Raw genomic sequence first — 13,940 nt, forward strand, 5'->3', positions numbered from 1 at the left:
GTGCTTAGTTGGTGATGTCGGCGTCTTCGCCACTGCCGCCCGGCTGGCCGTCGCGGCCGAGCGAGACGATCTCGAATTCGCTCTTGGTGCCCGGCGCACGGTATTGGAACGGATGGCCCCACGGGTCAAGCGGCACGGCCTTCTTCAAATAGGGACCATTCCACTTCGCCCCCGCGGTGGCGGGCGCCACCAGCAGCGCGGCCATGCCCTCTTCCGTGTTCGGATAGCGGCCGACGTCGAGGCGGTAGGTGTCGAGCGACTTTTCAAAGGCGCCAATTTGCGCCTTGGCGATGGTCACTTCCGACTTGCCCAGTTGCGAGAAGTATTTCGGGCCCACGTAGGCGGCCAGCAGGCCGATGATGACGATCACGACCAGCAGTTCGAGCAGCGTGAAACCGGCACTGCGGCGGCGCGGGCAACCTGGTGTCATTGCTACATGCATCCGACCAACTCCTTGAAGTCTGTTGCGATAAATAGTGCGCCTGCCTCGACTGCGAACGCGGCGCCCGGCAGCCGTTCAAGGCTACCATGTGACGTAGCGCATCCACAATATTTCTTTCAAAAAAGGAAGAAAAAAATGTGTATTTGAACAAGGCTTTGGCCGGCTCCGCCCCAACTGCACAACGCCCGTCGGCACTTGCGCCGTTCGCCGCATCACAGCGGGGGTGGAACGATTATTTCAATGATGCAATTGATATTTGCAGGAGAACATTTTTAAGCAATATGCCATGCAAATATGTCAGCTTGATGACATTTATTATCCTAATTTGCAAAAAAGCGCTATCTTTTTAAACATCATTGAGTGCAAAAAAGCAACGCCGCATCGAGGGCACTTTTTGAACGTCTATCACAGCGCAAACCAGCTAAAATTTTTCATACGCCGAAAAAAAATGAATTTTCCACGTTGAAATAATCCTCACGGAGATTGTTTCGCTTGCTATATTTATTACCAACCCGTCACGCAACGTGTGAAATCTGCAAGATCATTGCTTCCCCACATCTGATGACATCGGGTACCACCATCATCCCTATTTTTGGAGTTTTTCTATGTTGAAGCACACGCTTTGCGCGATCGCCCTCGCCACCACTGCCCTGGCGGCCCACGCCGACGTTATCGAGAATTTCGACAAGGTGGAGAACTTGACCGGCGCCGGCTTTATCCAGAAAACCACGGGTTCGGGTTTTTTCCAGGGTAACGTCGAGGTATTCGCCGCACAGGCGGGCGCCGACAATGCCTACCTGGGCGCTGGCTACAACAGTTCGGACGCCAATGGCGTGGTCGACAACTACCTGATCACGCCCTTGCTGAGCACGACGGCCGAATGGATGGTGTCGTTTTGGGTCCGTGGGGACGTGGCCCCGGGTTACTCCGACACCTTCCAGTACGGCTACAGCACGGGCTCGACCGACATCGCCGATTTCACTTTTGGCGCCCTGATGACGGCCAAAGACGTCTGGACCAATATCAGCGACTACCGTTTCGGTACCGGCGTCGATGGCACTGTCGGCCGCCTGGCCATCCGCTATGTCGGCACCTACGACTCGTCGAGCTACATCGGCATCGACTCCCTCACGGTCGATGTGCCAGAGCCGACCAGCATGCTGCTCGCTGGCCTGGGCCTGGCCGGCCTGGCCGCCGCACGCCGCAAGAAATCCGTTTAAAGCGAACACGTTTGTAGTGCATTGCGGCGCTGCACGCAGCGCCGTTTCGAATCCCAGGAGAAGATCATGACGAACACCTTGTTGAAAATTGCGGGCGCCTGCTTCATCGCAGCGACCGCATGCGCAGCGCACGCCCAGGACGGCCAGATGGTCAGCCGCGACCCGATCACCGGCCAGTTGCGCGCCCCCACCGAAGCCGAGCGCAGCAACCTCGAGAAGATCAAGAAAGACAAAGCCCGCAGTGCACGCACCGCGCCGACCCCGACCGAGCACTTCTACCACAAGAGCGGCGCCACCGGCATCAGCGCCCCTGATGACTCGATCAGCACCGCGGTCGCGGTGATCAAGAACGGCAAAGTCGAACAAGAATGTTTTGACGGCCCGAAAGCGGCTGAAGAAGCCATCCAAAAGGGCGTCGTGCGCCCTCACGCCCACACTGCCTCGGAGTAAATAATGCGTCAGACTTTCAAAGCATTGACCTTGACCGCCATCGCCGGCGCTTCGATGATGTGCGCCACGAGCGCCTCGTTCGCTGCCGCCACCCCGGCCGCTGATCTGCCGCAAGCGACCATCATCATCCTCAACCGCGATCCGGCCGGTTACGGCTTCAACGACCCGACCCCGGTCGCGCCCGTCGGCGGCAACCCCGCCACCACGCTCGGCGAACAGCGCCTGTTCGTGTACCGCTACGTTGCCGATATCTGGCAACAAAATATCCGCAGCGCGGTGCCCATCGTGGTCAACGCCGGCTGGGAAAACCTCACCTGCGACGCCAGCTCGGCCGTGCTGGGCAGCGCCGGCGCGCGCACCTACTGGTCCGAGTTCCCGAACGGCGAGCCGAACACCTACTATCACCAGGCACTGGCGAACCGCCTGGCCGGCGTGAACCTGGCCGGCGACGGCGCCCCATCGGTGAACAATGCCGACATCAAGACCCAGTTCAATGCCCGCCTGGGCGAAGCGAACTGCCTGTCCGGCTCGCCGTTTTACCTGGGCATCGACGGCAAGGCCGGCACCAAGGTCAATTTCGTCGAAACGCTGTTGCATGAACTCGGTCACGGCCTCGGCTTTTCCCTGGGCACCACCAGCAGCTCGACCGGGTCGCGTCCGAACGGGAAAGCGTCGATCTGGGAAAAGCACATGTTCGACAATACCCAGCAAAAGACCTGGTTTGAGATGACCGCTGCCCAGCGTGTTACCTCGGGAACGAACAACCTGAAACTGGCGTGGGTGGGACCGAACGTGGCAGCGGGCCAATCGCTGCTCGCCCCGACCCCCGTGCTCAAGATCGTCACCCCCGTGGTGGGCGTGAGCGGCACCTACGACTACGGCGCGGCCGCGTTCGGCGCACCGGTGGTGTCGGGCTTTAGCTTCGGCAAAATGGCGGTCTACAAGACACAAACCGGCGAAAGCGGCCCTGGCTGCGATGCCTTCAACGCCGCCAACATCGCTGCCGTGACCGGCAAAGTGGCCATCATCAGCCGCGGCACCTGCGCTTTCTCCATCAAGGCGAAAAATGCACAGAATGCCGGTGCGATTGGCGTGCTGCTGGCCAATAATGCCAATGCGATCCTGAACCCGTCGGGCACCGATGCGACCATCACCATCCCGGTCGTGCTGGTGTCGCAGCCCGATGGCATCAAGATCGCCAACGCAGTGGCCGCCGCCGTACCGCTCGGTTCGCGCTCCACGCCAGGCGCCGTCACCGGCAGCTTCTCGGTCGATCCAACCCGCATCGCCGGCGCCGACAGCCTTGGCCGCCCCCTGCTGTACACGCCAACCGTGTTCGCCGCGGGTTCGTCGGTATCGCACTGGGACGTGACCGCAACGCCGAACTTGCTGATGGAACCGAACATCAATTCGGACCTGGGCATTATCCTGACCGCGCCGAAAGACCTGACCGTGCCGCTGTTGAAGGATATCGGCTGGTAAGACGATGACGTACTAGCGGCCCCTGCCGTTGCGGGGGGGCCGGCTGACGAAAAAAAGCCGCCTGATCGCTCAGGCGGCTTTTTTCATGGCGCTGTCAATGAAAGCGCCCTTGTCAGGGGCAGCCCTTGACGGCGACAGGCTGCAAGACCTATCCGTCCATCGCATCGAGCAACTGCAGGCTGAGGCAGCGCGCCAGCGCATGGGTGCGGTTGCTCACGCCCAGCGCCCGATAGATGCGCTGCAAATGGTTCTTGACGGTGACGGCGCTGATGCCGAGGATGAGGCCGACTTCGAAGTTGCTTTTGCCCTCGCGCACCCAGCCGAGGATTTCCCGTTCGCGCATGCTGAGCGGGCGCGCCAGGAAGACGGCGGCGGACGGCGACACAGCGCCCTTGCCCGCCACCACCTCGGCAGCGGCCACCCGCAGCAGCGCCAGGTGCAGGTGCGGCAGCAACAGGGACAGAAAATAAGCGTGCCGCTCGGTGGGCGCCGCTTGCCAGCCGCACAGGGCAAACAGGGTGCTCGTGCCAGCGATGGCGCCGCTGCCGTGCACCACCAGGTGATCCAGGCCCAACTGCTGCAGGGGGCGCCGGAACTGCCTGAGGGCCGCGTCGCCGGCGCGCCGCCCTGCCCCGGTGATGGCCGGCAAGCGCTCGCTGTCCTTGAACAGCGCCGCCAGCCGTGGCGCCAGCCCTTCCAGCGGATGGGTCAGCACGCGCAAGGCGACAGCGTCGAGCAGGCCGGCGTGTATCGGTTCAGCCCGCAACAAAGTGCCGGCGCCGTCGAGCTGCACGCATAACATCAATTGATGGGGCAACAGCGCTTGCAGCTGGCCCTGGGTCCACAGGAAAAACTGGCGCAGATCGCGCACCTTGACGGCCGCTTCGATGGCGCCGAGCAGGTATTCCTGCTCACGGGCGCTGAGGATGACGACCGCGTCCATTCAAGCCCGTTCGCGCAGCGTCAAGCCGCTTCCCAGACGAAGCGGTAACCGCTGCCGCGTACCGTCTCGATGTGCTCCTGGTGGCCGCTGGGCTGCAAGGCGCTGCGCAGGCGACCGACGTGGGTGTCGACCGTGCGCTCATCGAGAAACACGTGGCTGCCCCAGACCTTGTCGAGCAGCTGGGCGCGGCTGTGGACGCGCTCCGGATGAAGCATCAGGAAATTGAGCAGCCGGAATTCGACGCGCCCCAAGTCGATCTGGCGGGCGCCGGCCGTGACCCGGTGGGTACTCGGGTCGAGCCGCAAGCCGGCCAGTTGCACCGTGTCGACGCTCGCTTGCGGTGTGCGCCGGCGCAACAGTGCATGGATGCGCGCGAGCATTTCGCGCGCGCCGAAGGGCTTGGTGATGTAGTCGTCGGCGCCCGATTCGAGGGCCAGCACCTTGTCGTGCTCGCTGGTACGCGCGCTCACCATGATGATGGGGATGTCGCGCGCGCGCACGTGGGCGCGCAGGCGACGCACCAGCGTCAGCCCCGACTGTCCCGGCAGGTCCCACTCGAGCAATACCATGTCGGGCAAGCCGCCCTCCACCACGGCCAGCGCCAGCTCGGCGTTGGCGACGCAACTGACCCGGTGCCCGCCCTGACCGAGGTTGTAGCGGATCAACTCCTGAGTAGCGGGCTCGGCTTCGACGACCAGAATGTGTGCGGACATGGGATTCAGCCTTCAGCAAAACGTGGTGATTGTATCAATAATGTATCTATTGAACAACAGCAGTTTCACTATGCACGAAACCAGCCTGCATTGACAATACGATTTTGTTTTCGTACTCAGACGTTTACGAAATAAATACCGGCGCATCGCCGTCATCGACTGCGTGCCACCGCCTTCCACACAAAAAAAGCACCTGGACCGTTTCCGGCGCAGGTGCTGCGGGAGGTGCCGGCCGAAGCCGGCACACGCATGGGCTGTTTAGCCCTGGCGACGCTTGACCATCACGCCCATCAGGGCGAAGGCGGTGAGCATGAGCAGCAGCGCGGCTGGCTCAGGCACCTCGGTGGCACCGTTGGCAGTGATCGTGATCAAGTCATTGCTCCCCATCAAGCTGATACGGTCGATACCGGTACCAGCGACGTTGAAACCGCCACTATCGCCGATTTGCGCGAAGGCGCTGTCCCACAGACTGAAAAACAGGGGCAAGGTCTCAGCGGTGGTAGCGCTCAGGAACGCGCCGCTAAAGAGCACGTCAAAACTGAGCTCGCCACCAAAGTCGACTTGCTGCGACAGGTAGTTGGGCGCCGCATTGCTCAGAGCAAAGCCGTTTGCGATCGTCATGTAGTCATACGAGGCGACGTTGTCGACGTTACCGAACGCACCGGCGAAGTTCGACAGGCTGACGGTCAAGCCCTGCGCCGCCACCGTGGTCGCTGCCAGCGTGGCGTCGAAGTAGCCGCTGCCGGTCAGGGTGGCGGTGTTGACGGTGACGTGGTAGCTGAGCGGCTCGGCTTGCGCCAGCGCCATGGTGCCGCCGAGGGAAACTGCCAGCAGCAAGCGCTGGATAAATTGTTTTGCGTTAAACATGGTTGTGATCCTTAAAAGGTGCCGGAAGAAATTGCGGTGGTGTAGGTCATCGTCACCTTGGCTGGGTTGCTGAACACCAGGCTGACGTTGACGGCGGCGCCTGCAGCAATGCTGGCGCCAGGAACGGTGATGTAAGGAACGCCGTTACGGGAACCGGATGCATTGGTCACGCTCACGCCTGCTGGCAGACCGCGCAATTCAACTTGCAGGGGGCCGGCTACGGCGGCACCGCTGGTGTTGGTCAGGGTGATCGCGCCGGTGAAAATGCTCGAGCCGCGGGTGGTGGTCAGGGCCGTGCGGTAGGTCGAGAAGCTGGCACTGACATCGGTCGAGGTGGCGACAGCGGCCACGTTCAGACTGATGGTCACCGGGTCATGGTCCGAAGCGCGGTAGGCGTTGTTGACATACAGGTCCTGTGGCTTGCCATCGGTGTTGTAGTCGATCACGCTCGGCTCGTCGGCGTTGTTGTGGAACTCGGAAGCACCCGACACTTGCGCGTTCATGCTTGGCGTGGCCAGTGCATGGTCGAGGTAGCCGGCCGAGTGACCGAACACGTACGAATACGGCATGCCGGTCGGACGCACGAAGCGCTCGAGCAGGTTGACCACGCCGACGTCGGTCATCTGGGTGATGGGCGATTCCATGCCATACGAGTTGAAGTCGCCGATCAGCAGCACGTCGGTATCACCCGAAGCAGCCTGCACTTGCGGAATGAAGTTGTTGATCAGGCGAGCCGATTGCTGTTTACGCAAGCTCGTCCAGCAACCTTCGCCCTGGTCGGTGTCGCCCGACATTGGGCAGCTGCCCTTCGATTTGAGGTGGTTGACAACCAGCGAGAACTTGCCGCCGTTGCCGGGCACGACAAACGTCTGCGCCATTGGCGGACGGTTGTTGATTTCGGCCGGATCGGGATCGGTGATCGCCACGCCCGACAGGTTCAGCTTGCTTGGCTTGTAGATCATGGCCACGCGGATCGCATCGGTGCCGGTGAACGAGGGCTTGGGCACGACGGCGTAGGTGGTGGCGCCGTAGGCCAGGTTGAGCTGCTCGACCAGGTAGCCGACGGCGCCTTCGCCGTTGTTCTGGATTTCCATCAGGCCGACCACGTCGGCATCGATCATCTTGAGCGAATTGACGATCTTGTCGCGCTGGCGGGTGAACTCGACGAGGTTGTCGGCGCCGCGGCAGTTCGACTTGAGGTTGGTGGTACCGAGCGAGCAGGTGTTGCCAGTGCCGCTGGCCAGCACCGAGGCGCCGTTGGTGAAGGTGGTGAAGAAGTTGAGCACGTTGGCGCTGGCCACTTTCACGTTACCGGGGGCGAAACTTGGCGCGGTCGGGCGTGCGTTGTCACGCGAGAACGTCACCGCTTCCGTCGGCTGCAGCTTGTAGAGCGCCTTGGCCGGGGTGCCGCCCACGCTGCCCAGGTCGATCACACCGGTCAGGTTGGCGGTGGTGTCGCCGGCGCGCACGGTCTGGTCGGCGCCGATGTAAGGAATCACGGTCGGGGTGACGAAAATGCCGTCATCGAGAATGATCATGTTGCGGGCGTTGGACGTGCGCAGGGCCAGCTCTTCCGGCGTGCCCACCTTGAAGCGGTTGGTGCTCACTTCCAGGCGGCCCGACGACAGGGTGATTTCACCGCGATCGCCCAGGAATTCCACTTGCGAAGCGGTGAGCGGCTGGGCAAAGCGCACCAGCATGCCCTGGTAGGGACCGAAGTCGGCCACCGGCAGCGTGATGTTGGTCGGCGCGATCGGCGCGGCAGTGCCGGTCTTGGTGATGGCGGTGGGGTTCGACAGCTCCGTCAGCGAAACGACAGCGCCGACCGCGGTGTATTCCTGCACGGTGGCGGTCACGCGCACGAGGTCGTTGATGGCAACGGTCGAACCGGCGCTGCCCGTATAGACGTAGATGGCGTCCGAGGTGGTCGGGTCGCCGTCGCCGGTGGCGTCCTGGATGAAGAAGCCCGTCGCCACCTTGGCGGTCACGACGCCTTCCGTGGTCTGCACGGAATTGGCGTAAGTCGACGCGGCGCCGTTGCCCTGGATCTGGTAGATTTTCAGGGTGGTGGCGGCCGGCGGCGCAACCGTGACGTTGACGGTGCAGCTGGCCGTTTGCGCATCGTCGTTGCCGAAGTTGATGGTGACGGGGTAGACGCCGTTCGGCGTGTTTGCCGCCACGTTCAGGTTGACGGTGGCAACGGCGCCATCGACGCTCGAAGCGGTAAAGCCGCCCAGGCTGATGCCGGAAACGGCGCTGGAAATGTTGGCGCTGTTGACGACGCTGTCGGTATCGGATGCGGACAGGGCGGCGCTGCCGCCGACGCCGAAGGCGAAGCTGGCATTGGGCGCGCAGACCGGGAGAATCGGCGGCGCCGACGGGGTGCCGCCACAGGTCTTCAAGGGCGAAGCGGTATTGCGTGGCGCGACGGCGGCGACCGTGAATTCGGTGGCATTGTTGTCGCCATCGACGCAGGGGTCGGTGCGAAATGCCGCGTTGAGAATGCTGATCGCACCGGTCGGGCCCGTGCCTTCGAACGGGGTCGAAGCACCGTACGCGACCCAGTCGATCACGGTCGAGGAGGTCGGCGTGGCCGTGGCCTGCATGGTGATGCCTTCGACCAGGGCGACTTTACCGTTATTTGCTTGCAAGCCCAAGCTGCCGATCACGTCCGGCGCCGGCGACGAGGTGACGCCGGCCGTGCCCGAACCGCCCACCAGGAAGTACTGGCCCGGCTGCAGCGTCACCGTACTTGGCAGTACGGTAACCGCGCCCAAGGTGCCGCTGGCCGAGGCGTACTGGACGCTCTTGCCGGCCAGGCTGATCGGGTTGGCCGTCGGGTTGAACAGTTCAATGAAATCCTTGTAGTAGGCGGCGCCGCTGCTGCCGCCGCCGCCATACACCTGGCTGATCACCAGGTGGGTTGCGGGATCGGCGGCCATGGCGGGCGCCGACAGGGCGGCCAGCAAGGCTGCCAGCACGGTCAGATGACCGGGCGTCGAAATCGATACGGGCTTATTCATGAATACATTCCTGGATAATAAATTCGGTGGAGTTATATTTCTGGCACGACAACAACAGGCATCACATTAGCAAAAACTATTGAACTCTGGCAAAAATGATATTACGGTCACGTGGTGACAGTATGATGACTGCATATTGATCCGTTCGGATCAATCAGCGGTCCAGGATGGTGCGCTGGCCTATTTGCCGGGCGAACGGAGGCACTGGCCCCGGTTAGAGCGTGGCACAGCAGGTTTTGTCGGGCAAATATGCAACACTTTTGGGTTGGCGCAGATGCCGGCGAACTGTTCAGACGAAAAAAAACGGCAGCCTCGGCTGCCGTTCATCAGTCAGAAATCATCAGGCGCGCTGATAAATATCCTCGAAGCGCACGATATCGTCCTCGCCCAGGTAACTGCCCGACTGCACCTCGATGATGTGCAAGGGGAGCTTGCCCGGATTTTCCAGGCGGTGGTTCATGCCGATGGGGATATAGGTCGACTCGTTTTCCGACAGCAGTTTGACGGTATCGCCACAGGTGACGCGGGCGGTGCCGCTGACCACGACCCAGTGCTCGGCCCGGTGGTGGTGCATTTGCAGCGACAGTTTCCCGCCCGGCTTGACGGTGATGCGCTTGACCTGGAAACGGTCGCCCACATCGATGCCCTCGTAGTGGCCCCATGGCCGATACACCTTGGTGTGATGCAAGTGCTCGGTACGCTCCTTGAGCTTCAGGTGGTCGACCACCTGCTTGACCCGTTGCACCGCATCCTTGTGAACCACCAGCACGGCATCGTTGGTTTCGACGATGATGATGTCCTTGACGCCGATGGCGGCGACGATGCGGCTTTCGGCGCGGATCAGCGAGTTCGACACGCCGTCGAGGTAGACGTCGCCGCGCACGGCGTTGCCGTTCTCGTCTTGCGCTTGCACGTCGCGCAAGGCCGACCACGAGCCGACGTCGCTCCAGCCGATCGCGGCCGGCACCACGACGGCGTGGCGCGTGTGCTCCATGACGGCGTAGTCGATGGAGTCGGACGGGCAGGCGGCGAAGGCAGCCTCGTCGAGCCGGCAGAAATCGAGATCGCGGTAGCCCAGCCGCACGGCAGCCTCGGCAGCGGCGGCGATGTCCGGCTTGAAGTTGGCCAGCTCGCTCAGGAAGGTGGTGGCGCGGAACAGGAACATGCCGCTGTTCCAGTAATAATTGCCGTCCGCGAGAAAGCTTTCCGCAGTAGACGCATCAGGCTTTTCGACAAAGCGCTCGACCGCGTAGCCGGTGCCCGCGCCAGCGACGGCCTCGCCCCGGCGAATGTAGCCATAGCCAGTTTCCGGTCCCGTTGGCACGATGCCGAAGGTGGCCAGCGCGCCCTCGCCCACCAGGCCGGCGGCGTGCCGCACGGCGGCGGCGAAGGCGGCGCGGTCGGTGATGACATGGTCGGCCGGCAGCACCAGCATGACCGCGTCGGCATCGATGGCCAGCAGGAAGTTGGCGGCCGCAGCCACCGCCGGCGCCGTATTGCGCCCCACCGGTTCAAGCAGGATGCCCAGTGGGGTGATGCCCGCTTCGCGCATTTGCTCGGCCACCATGAAGCGGTGCTCATTGCCGCATACCACCACCGGCGCCATCAGTTCGGGCCAGTCCGCCACCCGCAAGGCGGTCTCTTGCAGCATGGTTTTGTCTGACACCAGGGGCAGTAATTGCTTGGGCATCACAGCGCGCGACAAGGGCCACAGTCGGGTGCCGGCACCGCCGGACAGAATGACAGGATAAATTTTCATGAACGCTCTTTTGAATAATCTTGGTTAATCTGGTCGCCGTCGCTGCGGCGCTTGTTGCGGCGGTCGCGGGCGTTGACCCACTCCTTTGAAGCATATTCGGAAACATGCTTCATCTCGCCGTGCCGGTCGACGCTGTATTCTTTGAACACGATGGTTTCGAACAGACTGACCTCCGGTAACACGCGAGTATACTCAAACAACACACTGCGCACCACTTCGGCATCCTTGCAGATATGGCTGCCGTGGCCGATCCAGGTGGGACCGACGATGTGCGCGCCCGCTTCGATCTTGCAACCGGAGCCGATGTAGACGGGCCCTTCGATGATGGTGCCCTCCCAGTCGATGCTGGTGTTCAGGCCCACCCACAGGCCCTCCTCGACGCGGGTGCCGGGCATGTCCATGTGCGCCACTTCGCCCGTCAGCACGTTTTGCAGCACGTCCCAGTAATCGGAGACGCTGCCGATATCGAGCCAGTTGAAGGGCCGGCGCTGGGCATAGAACGGCAGGCCGCGCTCGACGAGCAGGGGAAACAGGTCGGCGCCGATGTCGAAGGCAACGCCGGACGGTATCAGCTCGAGCACTTGCGGCTCGAAAATATAAATGCCGGTGCTGATGAAATTCGATTTCGCCACCGCCTGCTCCGGCTTTTCCTGGAACTCGGTGATGCGGCCATCGGCATCGGCCACCACCACGCCGTAACTGGACACTTTGTCCCACGGCACTTCGCGGGTGACGACGGAGGCCATCGCGCCCTTGCGCTTGTGTTCGAACAGGGCCGACTTCAGGTCCAGATCGATCAGGGCATCGCCGCACAGGACGATGGTGGTCTGGTCGAAAAAGCCGCCAAATTCCTGGATTTTTTTCATGCCGCCGGCCGAACCGATCGGCATCGGCACCACTTCGCCGTCGTCCTTGGTGTAACCCTCGAAGGAATAGCCGATCTGCACCCCGAACTGGTCGCCCTCGCCGAAGTACTCTTCGATTTTCTCGTGCAGATAACTGACGTTGACCATGATCTCGGTCACGCCATACTTGGCCAGGTGCTCGACGAGGTAAGCCATCACGGGCTTGCCCAGCAGGGGAATCATGGGTTTTGGTAGATCGTACGTCAGGGGGCGCACGCGCGTTCCCTTGCCTGCTGCCAGAATCATGGCTTTCATGTCGGTCCTTGTCGTGTCGTGGTACGCTTATTTGGCGGTGATCTGGTAGCGCCAGGAATCGGCGCACATGCTGGCGATATCGCGTTCAGCCGTCCAGCCCAACTCGTCACGGGCGCGGCTGGGGTCGGCATAGCACTTGGCGATATCGCCGGGCCGGCGTGCCACGATGCGGTAGGCGATCGACTTGCCGCAGGCCTGTTCGAAGGCCTGCACCATCTCGAGCACGCTCACGCCGTGGCCGGTCCCCAGATTGTACGTAAGCACGCCCGGCCCTGTCGCCAGCTTGCTCAGCGTCTTCACGTGGCCGATGGCCAGGTCGACGACGTGGATGTAATCGCGCATGCCGGTACCGTCGGGCGTGGGGTAATCGTCGCCATACACGGACAGCTGGGCCCGCTCGCCATTGGCGACCTGGGCGATGTAAGGCACCAGGTTGTTGGGAATGCCGTTCGGGGTTTCACCGATCAGCCCGCTTTCGTGGGCGCCCACCGGGTTGAAGTAGCGCAGCAGCGCGATACGCCACGATGGTTGCGCGCGCGCCAGGTCGCGCAGCATCTCCTCGATCATCAGCTTGCTGCGGCCGTAGGCATTCGTGGCCGACAGGGGGAAGTCCTCGGTGATCGGGGTCGAGGCGGGGTCGCCGTAGACGGTCGCCGAGGAGCTGAACACGAGCGTGTCGACGCCGAATTTTTGCATCGTCTCGAACAGGATGATGGAACCGGTGACGTTGTTGTCGTAGTAGCGCAGCGGCTGCTCGACCGATTCGCCGACCGCCTTCAAGCCGGCAAAATGGATCACGGCATCGATTTTATGGGCGCCAAAGGCCGCCTCGACGGCAGCGCGGTCGCGGATGTCGGCGTTGACGAAGCTGGTGGGCTTGCCGGCAATGCCTTCGATGCGCTGTTGCACGGCGGCGTCGCTATTGCACAGATTATCGAGGATGACGACCGAGTGACCAGCGTTGAGTAATTCAACGCAGGTATGGGACCCGATATAGCCCATGCCGCCGGTGACAAGAATATTCATGATTGCGCTCGCTTGAAAGTTGGCCGTTGAGGCGCCGCTGCGCAGCACCAGAGCGCACGCGCGCCTCTTGCCACGCCAGCGGCGCTCAAAAGCTTGTAAAAAGCATTATTGTAATGCGTCGGCACCGTCCATGGCGGTTCGCTCGGCCCCCGCGCTCACCAATAGTGCCAGCTGCCCGTTACAATCACCCAGGCCCCCAGCGCGCCGTTGGTGACGGCGTGCGCCAGCACGGGCGACCACAGGGAGCGGTGCCAGCGATACAGGCAAGCGTAGACGAGGCCGGCGACGAGGCCGGCCAGCCACAGGTTGTGCTCGACGCCGAACAACACCGAACTGATGGCGATGGCCTTGATGCTGATGGCGCCTGGCGCGAGCGCGGCGAAGCGCTTGTTGTCGAGCCAGCGCAGCAGGAAACTGCGCCAGAACAGCTCTTCCATGACGGGCACCACCAGGGCGGCGCCAGCGATGCGCACCGCCACCAGCGCCCAGTCGATGTCGCCGTCGGTGGTGGGATCGAAGCCGGCGGCGCTGCCGATGGTCATCCAGTCGGCGCCCAGCGACAGCCACAGGATCAATACGATGAGGCCGGCGACGATGGCGACGGCGGTGGAAGCGACGGTCAGATGCCAGCGGTGCAATTCGTCGTAGTCGCGCCAGAAATACGCCAGCGCGACGGCGACGGCGCCCACCTTGACGGCATACAGCCAGCGCTGGTCGGCCTGGCTGACGCCCAGCCAGCCGAGCAGCTCGGCGATGGCGATGAAGGCCATGTAGATGAGAAACGGCAGGCAGCGCGCCACGATGGCGCGGGGGAACAGCGGGACGGCGACGGGAGGATTTTCCATGGCCAATCAT

Annotated in this window: 12 protein-coding genes; 3 read left to right on the plus strand and 9 right to left on the minus strand. The window is 62.6% G+C overall.

The genetic code is table 11. From position 1 onward, the window contains the following. Nucleotides 1-4 precede the first annotated feature (4 nt). Complete coding sequence (gspG, locus tag ACP7EY_RS11700) at nucleotides 5-442, minus strand: type II secretion system major pseudopilin GspG (protein ID WP_426193645.1); 438 nt, start codon at nucleotides 440-442, stop codon at nucleotides 5-7. Between the two features lie 605 nt (nucleotides 443-1,047). Here gspG and ACP7EY_RS11705 point away from each other — a divergent pair. The 3 genes from ACP7EY_RS11705 to ACP7EY_RS11715 all read left to right on the plus strand — a co-directional run bounded on the left by ACP7EY_RS11705 (nucleotide 1,048) and on the right by ACP7EY_RS11715 (nucleotide 3,594). Then, nucleotides 1,048-1,662: a choice-of-anchor J domain-containing protein gene (locus ACP7EY_RS11705; RefSeq protein ID WP_426193647.1), complete on the plus strand. Its 615-nt coding sequence runs from the start codon at nucleotides 1,048-1,050 to the stop codon at nucleotides 1,660-1,662. Nucleotides 1,663-1,728: 66 nt separating this feature from the next. After that, nucleotides 1,729-2,112 (plus strand): post-PEP-CTERM-1 domain-containing protein, encoded by a 384-nt coding sequence (locus ACP7EY_RS11710; protein ID WP_426193649.1) that lies wholly within the window; start codon nucleotides 1,729-1,731, stop codon nucleotides 2,110-2,112. A 3-nt stretch (nucleotides 2,113-2,115) separates the two neighbouring features. After that, nucleotides 2,116-3,594: a PA domain-containing protein gene (locus ACP7EY_RS11715; RefSeq protein ID WP_426193651.1), complete on the plus strand. Its 1,479-nt coding sequence runs from the start codon at nucleotides 2,116-2,118 to the stop codon at nucleotides 3,592-3,594. A gap of 148 nt (nucleotides 3,595-3,742) precedes the next feature. On the opposite strand, the gene epsA is transcribed toward ACP7EY_RS11715, so the two are convergent. The 8 genes from epsA to ACP7EY_RS11755 all read right to left on the minus strand — a co-directional run bounded on the left by epsA (nucleotide 3,743) and on the right by ACP7EY_RS11755 (nucleotide 13,930). Continuing rightward, on the minus strand, nucleotides 3,743-4,537 hold the full coding sequence (gene epsA / locus ACP7EY_RS11720; protein ID WP_426193653.1) for an XrtB/PEP-CTERM-associated transcriptional regulator EpsA: 795 nt from the start codon (nucleotides 4,535-4,537) through the stop codon (nucleotides 3,743-3,745). Between the two features lie 20 nt (nucleotides 4,538-4,557). Then, nucleotides 4,558-5,250: a phosphate regulon transcriptional regulator PhoB gene (gene phoB, locus ACP7EY_RS11725; RefSeq protein ID WP_426193655.1), complete on the minus strand. Its 693-nt coding sequence runs from the start codon at nucleotides 5,248-5,250 to the stop codon at nucleotides 4,558-4,560. A gap of 258 nt (nucleotides 5,251-5,508) precedes the next feature. Continuing rightward, nucleotides 5,509-6,117, minus strand: a complete 609-nt coding sequence (locus tag ACP7EY_RS11730) for an NF038129 family PEP-CTERM protein (RefSeq protein WP_426193657.1) — start codon at nucleotides 6,115-6,117, stop codon at nucleotides 5,509-5,511. Between the two features lie 11 nt (nucleotides 6,118-6,128). Next, nucleotides 6,129-9,140: an ExeM/NucH family extracellular endonuclease gene (locus ACP7EY_RS11735; protein WP_426193659.1), complete on the minus strand. Its 3,012-nt coding sequence runs from the start codon at nucleotides 9,138-9,140 to the stop codon at nucleotides 6,129-6,131. Nucleotides 9,141-9,480: 340 nt separating this feature from the next. Continuing rightward, nucleotides 9,481-10,899 carry a mannose-1-phosphate guanylyltransferase/mannose-6-phosphate isomerase gene (locus ACP7EY_RS11740; protein ID WP_426193661.1) on the minus strand — a complete coding sequence of 473 codons (1,419 nt, stop codon included), beginning with the start codon at nucleotides 10,897-10,899 and terminating at the stop codon, nucleotides 9,481-9,483. Continuing rightward, a complete protein-coding gene (locus ACP7EY_RS11745) occupies nucleotides 10,896-12,059 on the minus strand; it encodes a sugar phosphate nucleotidyltransferase (RefSeq protein ID WP_426193663.1) in 1,164 nt (387 codons plus the stop codon). Before ACP7EY_RS11745 ends, ACP7EY_RS11740 begins: the two co-directional genes overlap by 4 nt. 27 nt (nucleotides 12,060-12,086) lie before the next feature. Further along, a complete protein-coding gene (galE, locus tag ACP7EY_RS11750; protein ID WP_426193664.1) occupies nucleotides 12,087-13,085 on the minus strand; it encodes a UDP-glucose 4-epimerase GalE in 999 nt (332 codons plus the stop codon). 155 nt (nucleotides 13,086-13,240) lie between these two features. Next, entirely contained in the window at nucleotides 13,241-13,930 is a 690-nt protein-coding gene (locus ACP7EY_RS11755) for a CAAX prenyl protease-related protein (RefSeq protein WP_426193665.1), read from the minus strand. Nucleotides 13,931-13,940: the final 10 nt, after the last annotated feature.

Origin of the sequence: Massilia sp. DWR3-1-1 (assembly GCF_049898325.1) — a bacterium.
In the GTDB taxonomy this organism is placed as follows: Bacteria; Pseudomonadota; Gammaproteobacteria; order Burkholderiales; family Burkholderiaceae_D; genus JAFCUW01.

Excerpts from the sequence above, each read along its gene's own strand:
- gspG (WP_426193645.1), bottom strand. The coding sequence starts at position 442 with ATGCATGTAGCAATGACACCAGGTTGCCCGCGCCGCCGCAGTGCCGGT.
- ACP7EY_RS11705 (WP_426193647.1), top strand. The coding sequence starts at position 1,048 with ATGTTGAAGCACACGCTTTGCGCGATCGCCCTCGCCACCACTGCCCTG.
- ACP7EY_RS11710 (WP_426193649.1), top strand. The coding sequence starts at position 1,729 with ATGACGAACACCTTGTTGAAAATTGCGGGCGCCTGCTTCATCGCAGCG.
- ACP7EY_RS11715 (WP_426193651.1), top strand. The coding sequence starts at position 2,116 with ATGCGTCAGACTTTCAAAGCATTGACCTTGACCGCCATCGCCGGCGCT.
- epsA (WP_426193653.1), bottom strand. The coding sequence starts at position 4,537 with ATGGACGCGGTCGTCATCCTCAGCGCCCGTGAGCAGGAATACCTGCTC.
- phoB (WP_426193655.1), bottom strand. The coding sequence starts at position 5,250 with ATGTCCGCACACATTCTGGTCGTCGAAGCCGAGCCCGCTACTCAGGAG.
- ACP7EY_RS11730 (WP_426193657.1), bottom strand. The coding sequence starts at position 6,117 with ATGTTTAACGCAAAACAATTTATCCAGCGCTTGCTGCTGGCAGTTTCC.
- ACP7EY_RS11735 (WP_426193659.1), bottom strand. The coding sequence starts at position 9,140 with ATGAATAAGCCCGTATCGATTTCGACGCCCGGTCATCTGACCGTGCTG.
- ACP7EY_RS11740 (WP_426193661.1), bottom strand. The coding sequence starts at position 10,899 with ATGAAAATTTATCCTGTCATTCTGTCCGGCGGTGCCGGCACCCGACTG.
- ACP7EY_RS11745 (WP_426193663.1), bottom strand. The coding sequence starts at position 12,059 with ATGAAAGCCATGATTCTGGCAGCAGGCAAGGGAACGCGCGTGCGCCCC.
- galE (WP_426193664.1), bottom strand. The coding sequence starts at position 13,085 with ATGAATATTCTTGTCACCGGCGGCATGGGCTATATCGGGTCCCATACC.
- ACP7EY_RS11755 (WP_426193665.1), bottom strand. The coding sequence starts at position 13,930 with ATGGAAAATCCTCCCGTCGCCGTCCCGCTGTTCCCCCGCGCCATCGTG.